Source organism: Sinorhizobium americanum, assembly GCF_001651855.1.
GTDB lineage: Bacteria > Pseudomonadota > Alphaproteobacteria > Rhizobiales > Rhizobiaceae > Sinorhizobium > Sinorhizobium americanum.
On record NZ_LNQC01000076.1, the window covers coordinates 195,627 to 215,763 of the forward strand.

17 protein-coding genes are annotated in these 20,137 nt (G+C 61.9%); 5 read left to right on the plus strand and 12 right to left on the minus strand.

The features are described from left to right. Positions 1-39: 39 nt before the first annotated feature. Entirely contained in the window at positions 40-348 is a 309-nt protein-coding gene (locus tag ATC00_RS25020) for a hypothetical protein (protein ID WP_064254829.1), read from the plus strand. Positions 349-465: 117 nt separating this feature from the next. Here the strand turns inward: ATC00_RS25020 and ATC00_RS25025 are convergent, their stop codons facing one another. The 4 genes from ATC00_RS25025 to ATC00_RS25040 form a co-directional block, all read right to left on the minus strand. Then, positions 466-1,407 carry a glycoside hydrolase family 26 protein gene (locus tag ATC00_RS25025; RefSeq protein WP_064254830.1) on the minus strand — a complete coding sequence of 314 codons (942 nt, stop codon included), beginning with the start codon at positions 1,405-1,407 and terminating at the stop codon, positions 466-468. 92 nt (positions 1,408-1,499) lie between these two features. Continuing rightward, complete coding sequence (locus ATC00_RS25030) at positions 1,500-3,356, minus strand: glycosyltransferase family 2 protein (protein WP_064254831.1); 1,857 nt, start codon at positions 3,354-3,356, stop codon at positions 1,500-1,502. Beyond that, the gene (gene galE / locus ATC00_RS25035; RefSeq protein WP_064254832.1) at positions 3,353-4,339 is read right to left on the minus strand and encodes a UDP-glucose 4-epimerase GalE; all 987 of its coding nucleotides are present in this window, start codon (positions 4,337-4,339) and stop codon (positions 3,353-3,355) included. The genes ATC00_RS25030 and galE overlap by 4 nt, the downstream gene beginning before the upstream one ends. Further along, the gene (locus tag ATC00_RS25040) at positions 4,339-5,382 is read right to left on the minus strand and encodes a UDP-glucuronic acid decarboxylase family protein (protein WP_052035371.1); all 1,044 of its coding nucleotides are present in this window, start codon (positions 5,380-5,382) and stop codon (positions 4,339-4,341) included. Before ATC00_RS25040 ends, galE begins: the two co-directional genes overlap by 1 nt. Before the next feature lie 335 nt (positions 5,383-5,717). Between ATC00_RS25040 and ATC00_RS25045 the strand changes: the two genes are divergently transcribed. Beyond that, complete coding sequence (locus ATC00_RS25045; RefSeq protein ID WP_064254833.1) at positions 5,718-6,875, plus strand: helix-turn-helix transcriptional regulator; 1,158 nt, start codon at positions 5,718-5,720, stop codon at positions 6,873-6,875. Positions 6,876-7,142: 267 nt separating this feature from the next. On the opposite strand, the gene ATC00_RS25050 is transcribed toward ATC00_RS25045, so the two are convergent. The 6 genes from ATC00_RS25050 to ATC00_RS25075 all read right to left on the minus strand — a co-directional run bounded on the left by ATC00_RS25050 (position 7,143) and on the right by ATC00_RS25075 (position 13,906). Further along, a complete protein-coding gene (locus ATC00_RS25050) occupies positions 7,143-7,481 on the minus strand; it encodes a slr1659 superfamily regulator (RefSeq protein ID WP_041413956.1) in 339 nt (112 codons plus the stop codon). A gap of 15 nt (positions 7,482-7,496) precedes the next feature. Further along, a complete protein-coding gene (locus tag ATC00_RS25055; protein WP_064254834.1) occupies positions 7,497-8,057 on the minus strand; it encodes a slr1658 superfamily regulator in 561 nt (186 codons plus the stop codon). Positions 8,058-8,061: 4 nt separating this feature from the next. Beyond that, positions 8,062-10,416, minus strand: coding sequence for a SpoIIE family protein phosphatase (locus ATC00_RS25060; protein ID WP_064254835.1), 2,355 nt, complete (start codon positions 10,414-10,416; stop codon positions 8,062-8,064). Next, positions 10,413-11,585: a class I SAM-dependent methyltransferase gene (locus tag ATC00_RS25065; protein WP_234782422.1), complete on the minus strand. Its 1,173-nt coding sequence runs from the start codon at positions 11,583-11,585 to the stop codon at positions 10,413-10,415. Before ATC00_RS25065 ends, ATC00_RS25060 begins: the two co-directional genes overlap by 4 nt. A 2-nt stretch (positions 11,586-11,587) precedes the next feature. After that, positions 11,588-12,106: a hypothetical protein gene (locus ATC00_RS25070; protein WP_064254836.1), complete on the minus strand. Its 519-nt coding sequence runs from the start codon at positions 12,104-12,106 to the stop codon at positions 11,588-11,590. Positions 12,107-12,211: 105 nt separating this feature from the next. Further along, positions 12,212-13,906 carry a putative bifunctional diguanylate cyclase/phosphodiesterase gene (locus ATC00_RS25075; protein WP_064254837.1) on the minus strand — a complete coding sequence of 565 codons (1,695 nt, stop codon included), beginning with the start codon at positions 13,904-13,906 and terminating at the stop codon, positions 12,212-12,214. 418 nt (positions 13,907-14,324) lie between these two features. Here ATC00_RS25075 and ATC00_RS25080 point away from each other — a divergent pair, with 418 nt between their 5' ends. Then, complete coding sequence (locus tag ATC00_RS25080) at positions 14,325-15,557, plus strand: HlyD family secretion protein (RefSeq protein ID WP_064254838.1); 1,233 nt, start codon at positions 14,325-14,327, stop codon at positions 15,555-15,557. Next, a complete protein-coding gene (locus ATC00_RS25085; protein ID WP_064254839.1) occupies positions 15,539-17,533 on the plus strand; it encodes a glycosyltransferase in 1,995 nt (664 codons plus the stop codon). Before ATC00_RS25080 ends, ATC00_RS25085 begins: the two co-directional genes overlap by 19 nt. Before the next feature lie 9 nt (positions 17,534-17,542). Here ATC00_RS25085 and ATC00_RS25090 read toward each other — a convergent pair whose 3' ends face one another. Continuing rightward, positions 17,543-17,746, minus strand: coding sequence for a hypothetical protein (locus tag ATC00_RS25090; protein WP_064254960.1), 204 nt, complete (start codon positions 17,744-17,746; stop codon positions 17,543-17,545). A 277-nt stretch (positions 17,747-18,023) separates the two neighbouring features. Here ATC00_RS25090 and ATC00_RS25095 point away from each other — a divergent pair, with 277 nt between their 5' ends. Next, positions 18,024-19,073: a LacI family DNA-binding transcriptional regulator gene (locus ATC00_RS25095; protein WP_064254840.1), complete on the plus strand. Its 1,050-nt coding sequence runs from the start codon at positions 18,024-18,026 to the stop codon at positions 19,071-19,073. 3 nt (positions 19,074-19,076) lie between these two features. Here ATC00_RS25095 and ATC00_RS25100 read toward each other — a convergent pair whose 3' ends face one another. Beyond that, entirely contained in the window at positions 19,077-20,135 is a 1,059-nt protein-coding gene (locus tag ATC00_RS25100) for a carbohydrate ABC transporter permease (RefSeq protein ID WP_064254841.1), read from the minus strand. Positions 20,136-20,137 lie beyond the last annotated feature (2 nt).

The following is a 20,137-nucleotide window of genomic DNA, read 5'->3' on the forward strand; positions in this document are numbered from 1 at the left end:
GGTACGGTGCTCCCATCAGATCGGAGGGGAGTTCGAGCCGTGAAAGTGCAGGGGAAGATTTCGTCCAGGACATTCGGCAGCTGCGGGAAGTTGGTTCGTTACGCGCTTGCCGTGCTCGTGGCCGCGACGCTCACCGGGTGCTCGACCACTGCGGACCAAAGCATCAAGACCGCCTCGCTGACGAAAGAGGTCGGCTATGCCGTGCCGGCCAAGAAGACTGCCAGGATCAAGCCTGTTATCACAACCCAGCGGGCGGTCAAGGTTGTGCGCACCACCTATCTCGGCCGCGCCCCCTATATCTGCACGCCGAGCGGGTTCGGCAGAACGTCAAGCTGCTTCTTGAGATAGGGGCGGAGTTGCGCGCCGAGGCCGGGGGCTCATCTGCGGAGCCGGATTTTGCGCCGGCTCGGGAATGCGCAACTCCTACTGCATGTCTCCGGTGAGACGCGGACATGCAGATTCTAATCAATTGGATGTCTCTCGAACGACGCGCCAGTCCGGCCGGCCATAACCGTCCGGCCAGTCATAGATTTCACGATCGTTGAAGTAGACGACGGCGGTGAGCGCGGGGAATTCGGTGTGGCGCTTTGCCACGTTTTCGGCCCAGCCGTTGACATAGGAGGCATCGCCTTCATAGCCGAGTTCGGCAACGATGATCGGCTTGCCGTAGGTCTTGACGCGCTCGTAGCCCGGCGCCAGTCGCTCGACGAATGTCTGATCGCGGCCGGTCTTGTCCTGATCGTATTTCTGATAGCCGAAGACCGAGAGGCCGATGACGTCGACGACGTCGTCACCGGGATAGAAGGCCTCGAGCCCCTCGTTGCCTTTGGGCGACCACATGAACTTCGCATCTTTCAGATGCTCGCGGCAGACCTTGACTATCCGGCGAAAGGCGGCGGCGAATTCCGTGCCCTGCCAGTGCGCCCAGGAGAACTGGTTGTCCGTCTCGTCCATTTCCTGGCCCCAGCGGATGATGAGCGGGCTTTTCAGCATGGCAGCCGTTGAGCAGACCGCAGCCATGTTCTGGTCTCGCTCCCCGCCGAGAATGCTTCTGAGCAGCCCCTGCGACGACAGGCGCCATTTGGGCGACCAGGACCAGGGCTCGATGGTGATCATCAGCGTACGTCCGCGCGCGTGGGCGTATTCATCGGCTATGTTCAAGGTTGTGAGATCGACGTCTTCCCAGGGCAGGAAGAGGTGTTCAATCCTGGAAGCCGACTGCTCCTCGAAGTCTCCATGCGGATCATAGGCACCGAAGGTGATCGAGTCTTGGGTGAGGATCGGCCGCTTGTCTATTGTTTCGGCTGCATTTCCGGCACGACCGCTGGGGGAGCTCGCCGCCAGCACGGCCCCTGAGAGCATGAGGCTGGCAAGGGCGAAGCCGATTGTCCTTGATGTCCTGTTCATCCTGTCGCTCCATCTGCGGTCTGTTTCATGGTCCTGGTTCGACGAGCCTTGTGAGGTCGAGCCGAACCGGCGAAGTCGAATTCGTCCTGTCATTACCTGTCCTCCGCATGCGGCTGATCGCCCGGGAGAAAGATCCACCGAGGTCGGAACACGGTCTTGCGCGAGGTCGCTCCGCCCGCACCCGCCACCGAGTAGCGTTCCTCGAAAAGGCGAAGGTGATCCGATCCCCAGGAGAGCGCCTCGAGGCTGTCCTTGCCGTGCTCGGCGGTTGCGATGCCGGGCAGGATGACGAGCGACAAGAGGCCGGCCGCCATCGCCGGACGATAGAAGCGCCGTGCCGAGGCGATCCTGTTTTCCCGCCCATGGCGGAGGACGATGACGATCAGGAGCAGGCTGTAGATCGCCGCATTCATGATCGCCAGCAGGTAAAAACCCTTGGCCTCGCCGACATCCCCGATGCACAGCACCGGAAGGACCGCCGCGAGCGAGAGGACGCCATAGGGTGCGAGAACACGCAGCGGTAGCGGGTCGACTTCCGACGTTCCCTTCGGGGTGACGCGGAAATCGACGAAGGATCCCGTGAGCCAGTCGCGAACGGCAGCCAGCGTGCCGGCCAGCGCCCAGGGCCAGCGGGCAAAGAGGAAGAGCATGCATTCCCAGCTCAGGATCTTCGCGTCGAAGGGCCGGAACGTTCCGGTTGCCCGCCAGCGATGGGCCATCAGGATCAGGACGATCGAAAGCGGTGCGAAATGCGCTAGGAAATCGGGGTAGGTGACGGCGATGAGGCTTTCGCCGCGGGCAAGCGCGATGACCGGCATCGCGAACATAAGCGCCATGAAGAACGCAAAGAGCGGATACCAGAGTTGCGAGAACAGGAACTGGAACTTGAGCCGCAGCGGCAGCTTGCCAACGAGGCGCGGGGAATACTGCAGGAGCAGCATGACCAGGCTGCGCGACCACTGGAACTCCTGGGTGACCAGATCGGCGAAGGTGCGCGGCCCATCGCCGTGGGCGATCGCCTCGAGCGCATGCACGCCGCGCCAGCCGGCCGCATTCATCATCAGCGTCGTCGAATGGTCTTCGGCAAGCTCGGGGCCGAGGCCGCCGATCTGCTTGAGGGCGGCGGTGCGGACGGCGTAGTGCGAGCCGATGCAGAGCGGCGCCAAGCCGCCATTATAGCCGGCCTGCAGCGCCCCGTGCATGCTCGCCTCCGCATGGAGCCTGCCGCGCGCCGCCCAGCTTTCGGCGGCGTTCCTGTCGCAGATGCTCGGCGCCGAAACGTAGCCCACTTTCGGGTCGGCGAAGGGACGCAACATTTCGAAAAGGTAGCCGGGTTCCGGAACATGGTCGGCATCGAGCTGGGCGACGAAGTCGTAGCGGCCGTAGCCGTAATGATCGTAAAAAAAAGTGAGATTGCCCTCCTTGCAGCGCGTGCGCCGCGGCCAGGCGGTGCGGTGGTAGTCGGCGCGGTCCTTGCGAGTCGAGACGAACACGCCTTGCCTTCGGCACCAGTCGAGTGTTTCTGGCGAAGGGTCCTCGTCGGCAAGCCAGGTGTCGTGCGGCACATCCTGGGCAAGCATTGCCCTGAGAGTCTCGGCCACAACGGCAAAGGGTTCGGAGGGCGCTTTGGTGACGACCATGGCGACGCGGCTTTCGGCCGGCAGCCGCAGCCGGCCGTTCGGCTTCCTCGCGCGATAGAAAATCGCGATGAAGTAGCCCGGCAGAAGGGTGATCCAGGCGAGGGTCGCCGTCGCCATGAGGCTCCCAACGATGTCCCAGTGGTGGCGCGGCTCCAGCCACCAGGCCCACAGATAGGCGAGCGCGGCAAGCCACATCGCCGCCCCGAGAAGGTATTCGGCCCGGCGATATCCGGTCAGCACTGGCACGAGCAGTGGTTCGTCGACCGTGTCCTCAGCGGCCATGCCGCCAGTCTTGACGTGGCGGGTCATTGACGCGCCTCGAGTCCGAAGAACGGGGCGGCGGTCCGCACAATGGTCTTTAGGTCGGAATAGCGCGGCGAGAAGCCCAGCACTTCGCGGGCGAGCTTCGAATCGGCGTAGAGAACCGGCGGATCGCCGGCCCGACGGGGACGGATCGCCACCGGCACGTTTTTTCCGGTAACCTCGCCGATCGCGCTCAGCACTTCCCGGACCGAGAAGCCGCGGCCGGATCCGAGATTGACGGCGAGGCTCCTGCCGCCCCCGGCAAGATGCCGATAGGCGAGCACATGCGCCCGGGCGAGGTCGGCGACGTGGATGTAGTCGCGCACGCAGGTCCCGTCGGTCGTCTCGTAATCATCACCGAAGACCTCGAGCTGGCCGATTCGGCCGGCCGCCGCCATCAGCGCCCTCGGTATGAGATGCGTCTCCGGATCGTGCCACTCGCCGAGATCGCCTTCCGGATCGGCGCCGCAGGCGTTGAAATAGCGCAGCGCCACGTAGGAGAGGCCAAAGGCGCCAGCGTAGTCCGACAGCATGTGCTCGGCGATAAGCTTCGTCCGGCCATAGGGATTGATCGGTCGCTGCGGCGTCGCCTCGTCGATCGGCAGCACGGCCGGCACGCCATAGGTGGCGCAACTCGACGAGAAGATCAGGTTGCCAAGCCCCGTCCGCCGGCAGGCGTCGAGCAGCGACAAGGTTCCGCAGACATTGTTGTGGTAGTATTTCGCCGGATCGGCGACAGATTCGCCGACATAGGCGGAAGCGGCGAAATGGATCACCGCATCGGGCGCATAGCGCTCGATAACCTCGATGAGATGGGCCGAGTCGAGGATATCTCCCTCGATGAACGGTCCCCAGCGCACCGACGAGCGGTTGCCGGTCGTCAGATTGTCATAGGTGACGGGCTCGAAACCCTCAAGCCGAAGCAGCTTCGCCGTATGGCTGCCGATATAGCCGGCGCCGCCGGTTACGAGGATGCGGGGGATATCCATCAGGCAACCTCCATGAGTTCGTTCGCCTGGGCGAGAAGTGCATCGAAATGGCTGATCGTGTGAACGAGGCCCGCTGCAAGTTCCACCTTGGGGCGCCAGCCGAGTTCCCGTTCGGCAAGCGAAATATCCGGCCGGCGTTGGCGGGGGTCGTCGACCGGCAAGGGTCGGTGGACGATCTTCGACCGCGAGCCGGTAAGTTCGATCACCTGTTCGGCGAGCGCGGCGATCGTGAATTCGGTGGGATTGCCGAAATTGATCGGACCGGTGAGCGATGTCGGCGAGGCCATCATGCGAATGAAGCCGTCGATCAGATCGTCAACGAAACAGAAGGAGCGGGTCTGCGAGCCATCGCCGAAGATCGTTATGTCTTCGCCCTTGAGTGCCTGGACGATGAAGTTCGACACGACGCGGCCGTCATCCGGGCGCATCCGCGGACCATAGGTGTTGAAGATGCGGACCACCTTGATCTCGACCTGACGGGTTTTGTGGAAGTCAAAGAATAGGGTTTCGGCGCAGCGCTTACCTTCGTCGTAACAGGAGCGCGGGCCGAAGGGATTGACGTTGCCCCAGTAGCCCTCCACCTGGGGGTGAACTTGCGGATCGCCATAGACTTCCGATGTCGAGGCCTGAAGGATGCGCGCGCCGTTGCGGGCCGCAAGCTCGAGCATGTTGAGGCTGCCGAGCACGCAGGTCTTCGTCGTATGGATGGGATCGGCCTGATAGTGCGGCGGCGAGGCCGGGCAGGCAAGATTGTAGATTTCGTCGACTTCAACATCGATCGGCTCGATGATGTCGTGGTCGACGAGACTGAAACCGTTGAAGCGCGTCAGAGATTCGATGTTCCGGCGCAAACCGGTCGAGAAATTGTCGGCGCAGATTACCTCGTGCCCTGCCTCGAGAAGCAGTTCGCAAAGATGTGACCCGAGGAAACCTGCGCCGCCAGTTACCAGAATCCGTCGCCGGATAGCCGGACTACGCAATACTTTATCCTGTTCGTCAAATTTATCTGAATTTCCACTGATTACATTTTCAAAATATTCCATACGTGTCCCCAAAAACCAATAAACTAACTTTTATAATAATTTCACTCGGACAGTATGATTTGGTAATTTAAATTATATACAAGCAATATGGTTTCACCGCTTTTACTCAATACTTAGCGATGACTATGAATGTATGATTACAACCGCTCGGGGCGATTGTCATTATCCTGCAATCCCGATAGTTATCGGGCCGTGCATTTCTACTAAAAATGGCGTAGAACTGGGTTCTGCTAAGTGCTGGGTGGGCCCTGCACGACGCCATACGACGATGCGGCCGTGTAGGTAACTACCCTCAAGACGTGTAATCGCCTGCATTCGAGGGCGGGAGAGTCTGTATGCGTGATCGTCCCACGGGGCCGGGCTCGGAAGAGGATGAAGCTGTGGCGCCTGCAACGCAGCCGCAGCCGGAACGCCGCCGTTGGCCGCGCGACGCTCCCATTGAAGCGTTGCGCTCCGCAGCGTCGCCGGCATTGACGCCTCTGCATTTCTCGACTCGAAACCTGCGACCGGACGAGCAGTTTCAGGCCTGGCGAGCCCACATGGCGCCCTTGGTCGAGGTCAAATTGCCGGACAATATTCCGCCCGAGGACGGGTTTGTCGCGGAACAGACCGCATGGCATTGCGGCAATCTGCTCATCGTCCAACAGCGCGCGCCGGGGCACAGCTACCTCCGCCCGCAGGCGATGTTGCGCGCCAGCCCGATCGACCACTGGTATGTGGAACTGCTTCGCAGCGGCATGACCTGGACGGAGGTTGACCGCCGCGTTGCCGAGAACGGGCCCGGCAGGCTGGTGTTCCGCTCGCTCGGCTACCCGTTCCGCGGCCGGACGACGGCGGCGGAATCCGTTCTTCTCTTCATGCCCTACGAGCTATTCGCCGACGATGCCGCCGTGTTCGGCGAAACCAACAATCTGGTCTTGTCGGGCAACCTCGCCGATCTGTTGATCAACTACATCAACGGCATCGAGCCGCGCCTCGATCGCTTGACGGCGGAGGAGATACCGCGGATCGTCCACACGGTGCACGACATGGTCGTCGCCTGCGTCGCTTCGTCGGCGAGACCCGATGCCGGCGGGTTGCAGACCAACAAGGGAATGATGGAGCGGGCCCACCGCTATATTCATCTCAACCTGCACTCCGCCGAGCTTACGCCGGATGCAATTGCCCGGGCGATCGGCGTCTCGCGCACCCGGCTCTACCAACTCTTCGAAGCGAGCGGCGGCGTTCTCAACTATATCCGCAGGCGCCGGCTGCAGCAGGCGCATGCGGCGCTCAGCGACCCTGCCGACAGCCGGCCGATCGCCGAGATTGCCGAAGCCGCCGGTTTCGACGTCGCCGCCAATTTCACCCGCGCCTTCAGTCACGAATTCGGGGTGAGCCCGCGGGAAATCAGAAAGGCCGCGGCGACCGAGCGCCCAGTCGCGCCGGCTGCTCCGGCCGGGCGACACCGTGGATCGACGATCGGCGACTGGCTGAAGGCGCTCGGCAATTAGAGCATTTAGCAGCCAGGTGGGATCACCTGACATCGCGCAAATGGGGCAAACAAGCAGACAGAGCCGGGCGCGAACTTTAGCGCATCGGCCCGAAAATCGGGATCGATTCTCGGAAAGCACGATGCGTAGATACAAAGTGTTACAGCGTCCTTTGCGCGTCTGAAGAGACGGGCGGCGCTGTAGTGAGCGCATGCGGCTCTAACGGGATGTCAGAGCGGTGCGTTCGCGCTGGTCCGATTGGGCGTGATGCGATTGTGCTGCCCGGTTTCAGCCGAGCCGGAGGTCAATGCCGGGGTGTAATTTCTTGAGGTTCGGCAGCGACTTCGACTGCCAGGGAAACTCCGAACTTCCGCGCACGGTGAACTGGATGTTCGGCCGCTTGCGCGCCTCGATCGTCAGCTTGGCAAGCAGGTTGATGCCGGACGAGTTAAGAAACTGCAAGCCGGTGACGTCGACCGTCAGGCGGTCCGGCTCGGCCTCGAGAATGCTCATCACCAAGGAATATATAGGGGCATAGGCCTCCGTGCTCGGCAGCCGCATGGTGCCGTCGAAGTATATGTCCTTGCCCTCCGACCAAACGCGATACTCTTCTTCCTTGATTTCCATTTTTTTCGTTGCCCATCAATTCGAGGGTTCGGGGACTGTAATCGATGCATAGGTCTCCAGCGGGATACGGCTCTCCTTCTCGCCGGATCCGAAGACCCAGGCGAAATGAGCGCCATAATCGCTCATGAGCGTCAGAAGGCCAAGGCCCGAGCCGCTGGGGCTATCCCCCGATGCATTCTCTTCAATCCGTTTGATCAGAAGCTCGCCTGGATCTCCCATGGTGATCTCGGACAGCAGATGCTGAAAGCGCTGCGCCGTGTCCTTGTCGACGAAATTGGAGACCTTGGCGCGAAAGGCATTGGAGGCGACCGCGGCCTCGACGACGATTTCTCCCGCGGCCCGGAACTTCACCGCGTTCTCGATGAGCTCGTTCGTCAAATAGCCGACATTGTGGCGCACTTCCTTGTAGAGGTTGCGGGATGTCCGATAGCGCAAGGCGACGAATTCGGCGACGAAATCCGAAGTCATAGCGCAGTGCTTCCAGCTCAAGTCGAGCGGGCCTTCGAACAGGCGAAGCGTTGTCACGTTTTCGCCCGTACCGATGGCGAGGTCTGCCATTCCATATAAGGTCGTCATCCGCTTACCTGTGTCTCATCACTACGACTGTTATATCATCGTGGATCTTCTGTGTGCCGATGTGCGCCATCAGATCCTCGATAATTCCCGCTTTGACTTCCTCGGCGCTCTGGCCGTGGCGGCGACGCGCGCTTTCGCAAAGCCGCTCGATGCCGAAGAGCTCTCCGTCGAGCCCCTCCGCCTCGGTCACGCCGTCGGTGTGGAGAATGACCATGTCGCCCTTGGAAAAGGCGATCTCCTGCGTCGCCACGAAGGGAGAGATGTCGGGCTCGAGGCCGATCGGCAGGCCAAGATCGAGCGTGTCGATGCGCTCGACGCTGCCCGCGCCCCGCACGACGATGAGTTCCTCATGCTGGCCCGAGAGCATCAGGCTCTTGCCATCATAGTCCAGGAAGGCAAGCGAAAGGTGCTTGTTGGCGTTGGTCCTGACGATGTTCTTGTAGAGGGCGCGGTTCACACGGTTGAGGAATTGCGACGGGTCCATGTCGCCGGCCTCCTGCAAGGCCCGCGCCACTGATTGAACCATCAGCATCAGCACGCCGCTTTCCAGGCCGTGGCCGGTCACGTCGCCGATGCCGATCTTCAGCCGCTCTCCGTCCCTCAGCACGTCATAATAGTCGCCGCCCACTTCGTCGGCGGGGCGCATATAGGCGGCAATCTCCAGGTCCGAAATCTCCTCGAGCTCACCAGCCCGCGGCAGGACCATCAACTGGATGCGGCGGGCGACATCGAGTTCGGCGCTCAAGCGAACGTTCTCGCTCCGCAACTGCTCGTTCAGAGCCGAGATCTGCAGGTTCGCCTCTTCGATTTCCTTCGTCCGGTCCTCGACGAGCTGTTCCAGGTTCTCGGTGTGATAGCTGATCTGCTCGGCCATGCGGTTGAAGGCGGCACCCGCTTCGCCGACCTCGTCGCGCGTCGGAATATCGACGCGGACGGAATAGTCCTTGGTCTGGATGCGCCGGGCCGCATCGGCGAGCGCGCTGATGCCGCCGGTGATGCGCTTCGATATGGCGAACACCGCCGAAGTGACGAAGAGCAGCGACACCAACAGGGCCAGAACCTGATAGATCAAGATCCTGTTGGTCGCTTCGGTGATGCCGGCCTGGGCGGCGAAGAGCGAGGCGTAGATCTCCCGCTCGGGCACGACAATGCCAAGCAGCATGGATTCGCGCCGGACGGGGCCGGAAACCCAGAGGTTGGTCGGCTGCAGTTGTTTCAGGACGACGAGATAGGGCACCTTCTCGCCGTTCTCGTCGAGCAGGACGTGCTGCAACAGGCCATCCTGGTTCAGCGGCAGCTTCGCGATCGCGGCTTGGGCGCTGTTGCGCAGCGACCGATCGAGACCCGTCACCCCCTGGCCGCTGGTGTCGCTCGACGACTGAAGGCCGATCACCTTTTCGCCGACGGGGTTGATGGCCACGACATTGCCGTCAGACATGGTGAGAAAGCCGAAACCATTGTCGGCGACCCGAACGTTCTCAACGATTTCCGCCAATTGGTCGAGGGTGATATCGGCGCCGGCGGCACCCGCGACCTGGTCGCGACCGCGCGACCACAGCGGCTGGAAGAAGCTGACGATCAGCTTTCCGGTGATCGCATCCGTATAGGGCGCCGTCTGGGTGATGTCGCTGTTCACCGGACGCGATGCGGGATTCTGCGCCCATTGCTCCCACGATTCGTAGAGGCCCGGGAAGAAAAACGGCCAGAACTCGGCATGGTTATGGCCCGGATACAGCCGGTCAAAGGTCTGGGCCTGTTCCGTATAGGGAGCCGTGCGGAAGATTGGCCGCTCCTTCGGGCCGATATAATACATCTGCAGCTTCGATTGACCGTTGGCCAATAGGCTCGGAGCGACCAGGTCGAGGACGGCGCTGTTTTCGATATCGGTCTGCACCTCAGGCAGAGGAACGTGGTTGGCGTCGAGCAGATATCCCCAGACGCTGACGACCGATAGCGGCCCCGGCAGGTTCTGCGCCCATCCGCCCTTCGCATCATAGGTGACGGTCACGGCGCCGGGGGCGCCGCGCGACATCGCTTCGCCGATCTGCGACTTTCTGACGGGGCGGTCGATCTGCGCCTGTAGCACGCCGGCGAGCGTGCCGACGTCGGAATGAACCTGGTTGAGAAGCAGGTTGACACGCGCGGCGGTTGTTTCCGCGTAGGAGCGTATATAGTCCTGGTTGGCCTTCTCTAGCCCCTGGCCGACCTCGGTCGTGGCGTCGCGCGACAGGCGCTGCACGTTGAAGAGGGCCAGCCCCCCGGTGACGAGCAGGTCGAACAGCACCGCGCCGCCGACCACGAGGATGAACTTGGCGCGGAACGAACGCAAACCGAAGCGGGTGATCTTGAACTGGTTCATAGCGGCTTGCGCCCGGATGCTGCCCAGATCGGCCAGCCAGCGTAGCCCTTGGGATGGAGGGCCGCAAAGATATGGTCGCGGAAGCCCTGGCGGAAGCGCTTGATGAACTCCGGAGGATCACCGCGCTTCACGGCCATCTCGCCGGCATAGACGTTCTCCCAAGCGGTGATGATGTCGGCAAAGTCCTGCGGGTCGCCGTCCTGATTGGTGACCATGAAGGACTCGACGAGAATGTCGTCGAAGCCCGCATCGGCGAGATAGCGGCGGCTCTTCGGTCCGAGCTCTACATCCATCTCGAAATGGGCGAACAGCCTGGCGACCTCGTTATAGGTCCACTGGATGCTCTGCGCCCGGGGTTCGCCGAGGCAGTGCGAATTCTTTTCGTTGGTGATGTAGACGCGGCCGCCCGGCTTGCAAATCCGGTAGAGCTCCTTCAGCAGGAGGTCGGGTTGGTTGAAGATCTGCAGCGAATGTCGACAGGTCACCAGGTCGAACTGATTGTCTTCGAGCAGCATTTCGGAGGCGTCGCCATAGGAGTACTCGATATCCGAGATGCCGAAGTTCGACGCCACATCGCGGGCATAGGCAAGGCTCGCCTTCGAATGGTCGAGCGCCACGATGCGTGCCGGCTGGAACTCCTTGCGCACTAGCACCGCGAAGTCGCCGATACCGCAGCAGATGTCGGCCATGGTGATCCCCGGGCGCATGCCGTGTCGCGGCAGGATCTTGCGCTCGTGGCGCCACGTCATCTTGGTTTGCGTGCGCAGGATCGGAATGAAGCTGGTGTCCTCGACGAAGGCCTGGCCCGGATAGAATTTTGAATCATAAACCTCGACCGTGATCTGCGGTTCGATCTTGCCGAGGTGGCGGAACATGCGTTCGGTCCAGCCGACAACGCTCGAGGTGACGACGACAAAGCGGATGTCCGAGCGCGTGCGGCAGGCGTCCAGAACCACGCGCGAAAAGGCGTGGAAGGCCGTGTTGTTCATCTGCGCGAGGCGCTTCACATTGATGTAGAGGACGCCGCGGGCCTCTTCGATGGCGTTCCTGAACATCGATATGCTGTGGGCGATCTCGTCCACGGAGCGCGGACGGACGACACCGGCAAAGGAGAACTCCTGGCTGTTGGCGTCGAATTCTGCCTGGAAGGGCGCTGCAAGCATTGCCATACTCAACTGACAATTCCTTCAAGGGGGAGATCCACAACGATGGTGATCGACGGCGGGTCCTGTTCCTCGAGACGAATCTCGGCATCGAAATTGATCGCCAGGTCCAGGAGGACCACCTCCCGGCTCGGTGCGAGGTCGGTTGAAAGTGCATCCAGATAACGGGCGTATGCGTCGTTTCCGTGGGTTCTGGCGACGGCCTCGCGGAAGAACTGCCGCTGGCCGGCCGGGCACGGAAAGGAGATTTTCACACGCTCTTTAGGGCCGTGCCGATAGACGGCGCAGCCGATGCGGCCCTCCGGCGAGCCGCCGCGAAACGACACCTCCAGGAGTTCGTTGAGCGCGGAGGAGAAAAAGTTCGAGTGTCGCAGCGGGTCGGTCCGGTTGTGACTGATCATCCTCGCCATGTAGGTCGACAACTGATCGCAATGGTGCCAATCGGATAGAAAGGTCCCCATCTCCATCTCGAACTGGAGCAGGGGCTCGAACTTCGGTTCCGCTGGCTGCCTGTGGGCTGCGTTCATGCTGCTTTCTCCGACTGCATGAGCGAATCCTGATTCGCCCACTCTCCCATGACTATATCGGACGGGCGCCGATCGCCAGAATACTCCAGGTTGCGTCGAGCCCCATCAGGTCCTGAGAGCGCCTGCCAGGGGTATCGCCCCCGACTTGCGCAGGAAATCGCCGATGGCTGCTGCCGGAAGCGGGAAGCCGAGGAAATAGCCCTGCAGCCGGTCGCAGCCCTCCTTCTGAAGCCAGGCGGCCTGGCCTTCCGTTTCCACGCCTTCGGCCGTCACGTCCATGCCAAGGCCGTGGGCGAGCGCGATGATCGACCGGACGATCGTCTGGCTCTTCTCATCGTGCTCAAGATCCTTGATGAAATACTGATCGATCTTGATCGTGTCGAAGGGGAAGTTCTTCAGATAGCTCAGCGAGGAGTAGTAGGTGCCGAAATCATCGAGAGAAATCTGAACGCCAAGCAGACTCAAGGTGTTGAGCGTATCGAGATTGTTGATGGTGCGCTCGAGCAGCACCGACTCGGTGATTTCCAGTTCGAGGCGGTCGGCGCGGATTCCGGTCAGATCGAGGATCTGGGCGACGCGATCGGTGAGGCCCTCGTGGAGGAATTCCGCCGGCGACAGGTTGACCGCGACGGTGAAATAGGATGGCCAGGTCATGGCGGCCCGGCAGGCCTGCTCCAGCATCCACTGGCCGATCTCGCTCATCAGGCCATCGGCTTCCGCCATTGGAATGAAGACGCTCGGCGGGATGATGCCGACCAGCGGATGCCGCCACCGCAAAAGCGCCTCGAAGCCGACGACTGAGGCGCGCGGCTTCACGAAAGGCTGGAATTCGATGAAGAATTGCCCCTCCTGGAGGGCAGTCCGCAGACTGCGACGCAGCATTTCGCGCTGCTCGAGCACGATCAGCATCGATCGTGTGAATGTCCTTGCCCGCCCGCGACCATCCTTCTTCGCCGCATAGAGCGCGATGTCGGCCGCTTTCATCAGCTGTTCGATTTCGTTTCCGTCCGCTGGGGCGATGGCGATGCCGACGCTTGCTCCGACGAACAGGCTGATGCCGTCGACGGCGAACGGATCCTTGAAAGCGTTGACGATCGCTTCGGCGAGGCGCTCGGCCTCCCTCGGCTGCTCCAGTTTCCACTGAATGACGGCGAACTCGTCGCCGGCCAGCCGGTAGGCAAGCTCTCGCTCACCGAGCACGCCCTTGATCCGTTCTGCCGCCATCTTGAGAACCGTGTCGCCAGCGCCGTGCCCGAGCGTGTCGTTGATCGGTTTGAAGTCGTCGAGATCGATCTGCATGAGCGCCAGCTTCGCGCCGGTCGGCACCGGCAGGGCGGCGCGCAGCTGATCGCTGAACTGCCGGCGGTTGGGCAATCCGGTCAGAACGTCATGGGTCGCCTGGTGGAGCAGGAGTGCGCGGTCGCTTTCGCTCTGGCTGGATGTCTCACGGCAGGTGGTGTCGCTTTTCGCTTCCGAGACACCGATGCCGCGGTCTGTGCGAAAGACGACCAGGGTGCGGTGGACGCGGCCTTTGGCATCGGTGATCTCGATGCTACGCGGAATTCCATTTGCCACGACGAAATCGACCGCGGCCTTGGGCCGCGGCGCCAGCAGCTCGGGGTAGACATGCCACAGGGTTGCCTCGACCAGCGAGTCGACCGAGGAGGCGTTGCGTTGCGGCATCGAGCAATCGATGAGATGGAAGCTCTCGTCGTAGAAGGAGATGAGCTCGTCGGTATGGGCTAGGAAGTCGCTCTCGATGGAAGATGAGGCAGACTTCGTCGCATCCGCGTCAGGCATACTGGCCTCCGATCCCTTTCCACTGCGCTCGCGTGAATGGTGCCGCTCTAGTGGCCGGCGATGATCTTGCCTTGACCGAACGCAATCCTGTCACTCGATGCAACCCTTCGTTCAGAAATTATCGCGGCCATTTTCCTGGTCAATGCCGCGCGCGCGTCGAGCAACCGTTTTCTGAACGTACTTGCGCCAGAGACACCGTTCGAAAAGCCAGGGGTCATGCGACGTTAAACATTGGTTTTTTTATGTTCTCCCTGCCAAAACCTGCAATTTTTAGGGTTGTTCAACGCTGAATGACACTAAATTCTGACGTGCAGCATGGACGGAATCGTGCAGGCGAGGTGTGCCTAAGGCAACCGATGGACCGTTCCGGCTGCGTCAGCGTGGAAACCCGGTCCTGATATGAATAAGGGCGGCCAAGGTGATCCTGAACCATCGTGTTACGCGTATTTCGGTCGGCATTCTACTCCTGGCCGTCGCCATTGCCGTTCTGCTGCCGGACCTGACCGGCTATACCAGCCTCGACGGCACGGTCAACGCCCGCTTCGCGATCATCAACTCGCCTATCGATGGCGAGATTTCCAAGCCGCCGCCGCGAATCGGCACGCCCGTGACAGAAGGCGAAACCCTTGCGGTCATTCGCAACGATCGCGTTAACCGCGCGATTCTTGCCTCGCTTCGCGCCGAGCATGGCACGGCCGTCGAGCGCGTCGCGGCGCTGCGCCGTGAGCGCGACGAACTCGCCCTGCTGCGCGACGAGCTTGGCCAGCGTATGGGTGTCTTTCAGAGTGCGACGATTGCCAGCCTTGAGCGCGAGCTAGCAATTCTGCAGAAGCGCGTTGAGGTATCGCGTGCTCAGGACGTGGTGGCGAAAGTCGACCTCGATCGTCGCCAGGAGCTGGAATCGAAGGGGATCTTCACGCGCAAGATGGTGGAGGCGGCCGAGGCAGCCGGCGCCGCAACGGGGGGCGAGGTCGAGATCAGCAACCTGACTGTCGACTTGCTTCAGCAACGCCTCGAAGCTGTGCGACAGGGCATTTTCGTGATGGGAGACGGCCAGAACGACGTGCCTTATTCCAGGCAGCGTCAGGACGAGGTGATCGTTCGCATCAACGATCTCGATACCCGCATTGCCGAAAATGAGACGCGGGCCAGTCAGGCGGCGCAGCAGCTGACTGAGGAGGAGAAGCGCGTCCGCAGCCTTGAGTCGGCCACGATTCCTTCGCCGTTCGGCGGCGTCGTCTGGAGCAGGAACGTTGTCAGCGGTTCCAACGTCGTTCTGAACAATGAAATGATGCGCATCCTCGACTGCCGCGAATTGTTCGTCGATATTCTCGTCCCCGAGGTCGACTACGATGAGATCTATCCCGGCCGCGAAGCTGAGGTCCGCTTGTTCGGTCGCGGAGACGTCTTCAAAGGCAAGGTACAGGCCGTCAAGGGCAGTTCCGCGGTTGTCGAAAAAGACTCGCTCGCCGCCAACGAGCCGGAAACCGAAGAGCGCAGTGCACGAATCCGCGTCGCGCTGGCGCCGTCTGCGCTCAACGCCGACTTTGCCAATTTTTGCCAGGTGGGACGAACGGCGCAGGTGCGCTTTTCCAAACGCAACATCCGTCTGACGCGGTGGTTTGAAAGCCTGTGGTTCAATCTCTTCTAGCACTCGCGCCGACCTTGCTGGTCATCGCCTTCTTCCTGCTCGGACCATCCAATTGGTCGCGTCATCAAAGCTGGGCGCGGGCGACTACCTGTGCGTTCGTCGCGGCCGTGGCACTACGCTACATAGTCTGGCGTTTCACCGAAACGGTTCTCCCCTATCCGAATGACGGCGCCAATTTCTATTGGGTCTGGTTCGTGTTCATCGTCGAGCTGCTCGCCTTTTCCGAGGTCGTGCTGTTCCTCATCCTGATGAGTCGCTATATCGACCGCAGCGTCGAGGTGGATGAGCTTGCGCGGTCGTTCTTCGCGCGGCCGGAGAGCGAGTTGCCAAGCGTCGACATCTTCATTCCCACCTACAACGAACCGCTCGACGTGCTGGAACGAACGATCGTCGGCGCGCTGGCGCTTGACTATCCGAAAGACAAGCTCGCGGTCTATGTGCTCGACGACGGGCGGCGCGATTGGCTCAGGACCTTTTGCGAGGGGCGCGGCGCCATTCACGTGACACGCACCGACAACGCTCATGCCAAGGCCGGCAACATGAACAATGGCTTGCGGGTCAGCTCCGGAGACTTCATTGCCGTCTTTGACGCGGACTTCGTCCCCTATCGCCGTTTTCTGCGCCGGACCTTGCCGTTCTTTTTGGACGAGACCATCGGCATCGTGCAGACGCCGCAGCATTTCTTCAACGTCGATCCGGTACAATCGAACCTCGGTCTCGAAAATATATGGCCGGATGAACAGCGGCTGTTCTTCGATGAGATTGCGCCGAGCCGGGACGGCTGGGACGTGAGTTTCTGCTGTGGTTCCTGCTCGATCGCGCGTCGCACGGCGGTCGATATGATCGGCGGCTTCCCGACCGAGTCGATCACCGAAGATCTGCTGACGACGCTCTCGATGCTCAACAAGGGCTACAAGACCCGCTACCTGAACGAACGGCTGTCGATGGGCCTGGCGGCTGAGAACCTCACCGGCTACTTCGTCCAGCGCGAACGCTGGTGCCAGGGCGGAATCCAGACGCTCTACCTGCATAACGGTCCCTTGCGCGGGCCGGGCCTCTCGCTCTTCCAGCGCATCATGTTCCTGCCGATGTCCTGGCTGGTGCAATATCTGGTCCGTTTCGCCGTGCTTCTCGTCCCGATCGTCTATCTCTGGTCCGGCGCCCTGCCGCTCTATTTCACCAATGTTGCCGACTATGTTTCGAACCAGATACCGCTGCTGACCGCCTATTTCCTGCTGATGCTCTGGCTGGCGCCGACCCGCTACCTGCCGCTGGTCTCCACCGCCGTCGGCACGTTCGCCACCTTTCGCATGCTGCCGACGGTGCTTTCGAGTCTGGTGCGGCCGTTCGGCAAGCCCTTCAAGGTGACCCCGAAGGGCAGCGGCAACGAGGCAAACCAGTTCGATGCCTATACCTTTACCTGGATCGCAGCCTTCATCGTCGTCACGGCGGCAGGGCTACTGATCAACATCGTTCCGGAGACGGCGCATATCGAGGGGTCCTTCTCGACAATCGCAGCGCTCTGGTCGGGCCTCAACGTCGTGGTCCTCGTCATTGCCTCGCTAATTTGCTTCGAGAAGCCGCGCCGTCTTCTCCAGGCGTTCAAGCTCGATGAGGCCGCGGATGTCGACGGCAGCGCCGGGCGCCTGGTGAGCCTTTCGCTCGATAAGGCAGTTGTAGCGGTTCCCACCGAAACAAGGTTCAAGTCGACCCGCGTTACGTTGAACCTTGAAGGTTTCGCGCCGCTTCAGGCGGAGCTCAAACAGGTGACCCAGCGGCGCGGCGACATCAGCCGTTCCGGTGACCAGCGGCGCTATTACCTGCATCTCCACTTCGATCTGCGTGGCTTCGAGCGCGACAAGATGATCATCAAGCTCTATACCGGCAACTATTCCCAGGAGGTACCGGATATCGACAAGGTGGCAATTTCCGTAAACCTGATGCTGCGCGCCTTCGGCCGAACGCGCACCGCTTAGGCACAGGACCTAGCTCGCCCCCGTGCCACGGCGCTGCTGCCCTTTGTCCAACTCCAGTGAAAGCTGCAGGCCGTGCTTGAGCGTGGGCAGCGGGAGCCCCAACTGGATCCGTCCGAATGCCTGTCTTCGCCGCTCCTGATCACGCTCCCGCTGGCGGCGGACCGCGGCAACCGCCGCCATTGCGCGCTCGATGACTTCTTCCGCATGGGTCATGGAAGCCTCCGGTTTGTTCATGATATGTTCTCATTTGCGGATGGGCGTGTCAAGCTTTCCGGGAGTTTCGCTCAAGTCCGACGTCGTTGCGGGAAGATAACGTCGATAAAACATCGGCGATGCCTCGGGGACTTGGCAGCGGATCCCTTTGAACGTCAAGGCTTTAAGGCTTGCGGAATGGCGCGCTCGTATGGTTTGAGTGGGATGCACTGGCTGCCCGCGGCGCCCTGCGTCGGGGACCGTGCCCAGCACCGCAGCAGCGGAACGGGATCGGATCGTGGAACGGAAAACCAATCTCAAGGACGTGGCGCGCGAGGCGGGGGTGTCCCTCAGCACGGCCTCGCACGCGCTGAACGGCACGGCGCCGCTGACCGTCGAGGTGCGCGAACGGGTGCTCGAATCCGCGCGCAGGCTCGGCTATCTCGAGAGCCGGCGAAAAAAGGCGACGATCGCCACCGTGCGCGTCGTCCTGCTCGCCCTGACGAGCGACGCGGCGCCGCAGAGCGACCTCAACATGGTGAGCTGGACGATCCTCAACGGTGTGCGGCGCGAATGCGAGCGGCGCGGAATCCGCATCGTCCCCTTCGTCAGCACCAGCACCCGCCTCGATTCCGCCGAGGTGCGCACCGCGGCCGAGGAGGAGAATGTCGACGGCATCCTGGTGCTCAACGACGACAGGCCGGAGCTCATCCGGGCGCTTTCGACGCTCGCCAAGCCGATGGTGATCCTCAATGGCGAGGATCCCACGATGCTGGTCGATACCGTGACGGTCGAAAATCGTTTCGGCGCGCGGCTCGGTACCGAGCATCTGCTCTCTCTCGGCCACCGCCGCATCCTGCACCTGACATGGCAGGGGCGCACGACAATCCGGCGGCGCTACGACGGCTATGTCGATGCGCATCTGGTGGCCGGCCTGCCCGCCCCCGAGAACATGGTCGTGGTCGCCGAGAGCTACGAGCCGCGCCATGGCGAGCAGGTGATTCGCGCTCTCCTGAAAGCGGATGGCAAGCTCAGGGGCGCCACGGCGATCTTCTGCGCGGCCGACAACCTGGCGCTCGGCTGTCTCGATGCGCTTGCCGAGGCGGGCATCCGCGTGCCGGAGGATATGTCGGTGCTCGGTTTCGACGACATTGTGCCGGGCGAGTTCAGCGCGCCGCCGCTCAGCACCATCCAGATGCCGGCCGACCGGCTGGGCGCCGCCGCTCTTTTCCTGCTTGAGCAAAGGCTGATCGCCAACGATGCGTTGCGCCCGGCGCACCGGCTCGAGCTCGGTTGCCGGCTGATCCTGAGGGGCAGCATCGCTGCGCCCCCGAGATCGGCGAAATAGTCCCTATTTCATGCCGGTTCCGGCGATGCCGGTGGTGATATAGCGCTGCAGGAAGAGGAACACCAGCGTCACCGGGATGAGGCTCAGGAAGGTCATGGCGAGGATATAGTGCCATTGTACCGAGAACTCGCCCTGGAAGGCGTTGAGCCCGACCTGGAGCGTGAAGTTCTCGCGGCTGCTCAAGACGATCAGGGGCCAGAGGAAGTCATTCCAGCGCCAGAGCACCGAGAAAATCGCCAGAACCGCGAGCGCCGGGGCGGTCAGCGGCAGGACGATGCGCCAGAAGATGCGGAACTCGCTTGCCGCATCGACGCGGGCCGCTTCGATCAGCTCGTCCGGAATCGTCAGCATGTACTGCCTGAGCAGAAACACGCCGGTCGGCGAGGCGACCGTGGGGATGATGACCCCCCAGAGATTGTCGACGAGGCCGACGCCGACGATGACGAGATAAGCGGGCACCATCACCACCGTGAGCGGGATCATCAGCGTCGAGATGATCAAGACGAAGATCGCCTTGTCGCCGCGGAAGCGATATTTCGAGAGCGCGAAGGCGGCGAGCGCATTGACGATCAGCGTCAGCAGCGTCGCGACGAAGGTGACGAAGACCGAATTCTTGAGGAAGGTCAGGAAGCTGAAGCGGGTCAGCGGATCCGTGTAGTTCTGCGTCGCGACCGTCAGCCGCTGTACCGGCGAAATGGTCCTGGTGTCGACGCTGACAGGTTTACCGGGATTGGCAGGATCGACCATCTGCGCCTTGAGCCCGATGCGGCGGACCATCGCCATTTCCCGGGTCTCGCCGTCGACCGTCACGTTCCAGAGGCTCAAGGGCTTGTCGAAGCCCTGAACCTCAACCTGTATGGCGGTGCGCGGCAGCAGCGTCGGCGGAAAGCGAGTGATCTCCGCCTCGGGCTTGAGCGACGACATGCCGGCCCAGAGCACCGGCACGAGCACGGCGAGTGTCCCGCCGATCAGCCACAGCCAGGAAAGGATGTCGGTGATGTCGATCCGGCCGGCGCGCCGGGTGCGGGTGAAAAAGCCGATGGCACTGACATTGCCGGACATGA

Excerpts from the sequence above, each read along its gene's own strand:
- ATC00_RS25100 (WP_064254841.1), bottom strand. The coding sequence starts at position 20,135 with ATGTCCGGCAATGTCAGTGCCATCGGCTTTTTCACCCGCACCCGGCGC.
- ATC00_RS25040 (WP_052035371.1), bottom strand. The coding sequence starts at position 5,382 with ATGGAATATTTTGAAAATGTAATCAGTGGAAATTCAGATAAATTTGAC.
- ATC00_RS25055 (WP_064254834.1), bottom strand. The coding sequence starts at position 8,057 with ATGACGACCTTATATGGAATGGCAGACCTCGCCATCGGTACGGGCGAA.
- ATC00_RS25050 (WP_041413956.1), bottom strand. The coding sequence starts at position 7,481 with ATGGAAATCAAGGAAGAAGAGTATCGCGTTTGGTCGGAGGGCAAGGAC.
- ATC00_RS25070 (WP_064254836.1), bottom strand. The coding sequence starts at position 12,106 with ATGAACGCAGCCCACAGGCAGCCAGCGGAACCGAAGTTCGAGCCCCTG.
- ATC00_RS25060 (WP_064254835.1), bottom strand. The coding sequence starts at position 10,416 with ATGAACCAGTTCAAGATCACCCGCTTCGGTTTGCGTTCGTTCCGCGCC.
- ATC00_RS25075 (WP_064254837.1), bottom strand. The coding sequence starts at position 13,906 with ATGCCTGACGCGGATGCGACGAAGTCTGCCTCATCTTCCATCGAGAGC.
- ATC00_RS25065 (WP_234782422.1), bottom strand. The coding sequence starts at position 11,585 with ATGGCAATGCTTGCAGCGCCCTTCCAGGCAGAATTCGACGCCAACAGC.
- ATC00_RS25090 (WP_064254960.1), bottom strand. The coding sequence starts at position 17,746 with ATGACCCATGCGGAAGAAGTCATCGAGCGCGCAATGGCGGCGGTTGCC.
- ATC00_RS25025 (WP_064254830.1), bottom strand. The coding sequence starts at position 1,407 with ATGAACAGGACATCAAGGACAATCGGCTTCGCCCTTGCCAGCCTCATG.
- galE (WP_064254832.1), bottom strand. The coding sequence starts at position 4,339 with ATGGATATCCCCCGCATCCTCGTAACCGGCGGCGCCGGCTATATCGGC.
- ATC00_RS25045 (WP_064254833.1), top strand. The coding sequence starts at position 5,718 with ATGCGTGATCGTCCCACGGGGCCGGGCTCGGAAGAGGATGAAGCTGTG.
- ATC00_RS25030 (WP_064254831.1), bottom strand. The coding sequence starts at position 3,356 with ATGACCCGCCACGTCAAGACTGGCGGCATGGCCGCTGAGGACACGGTC.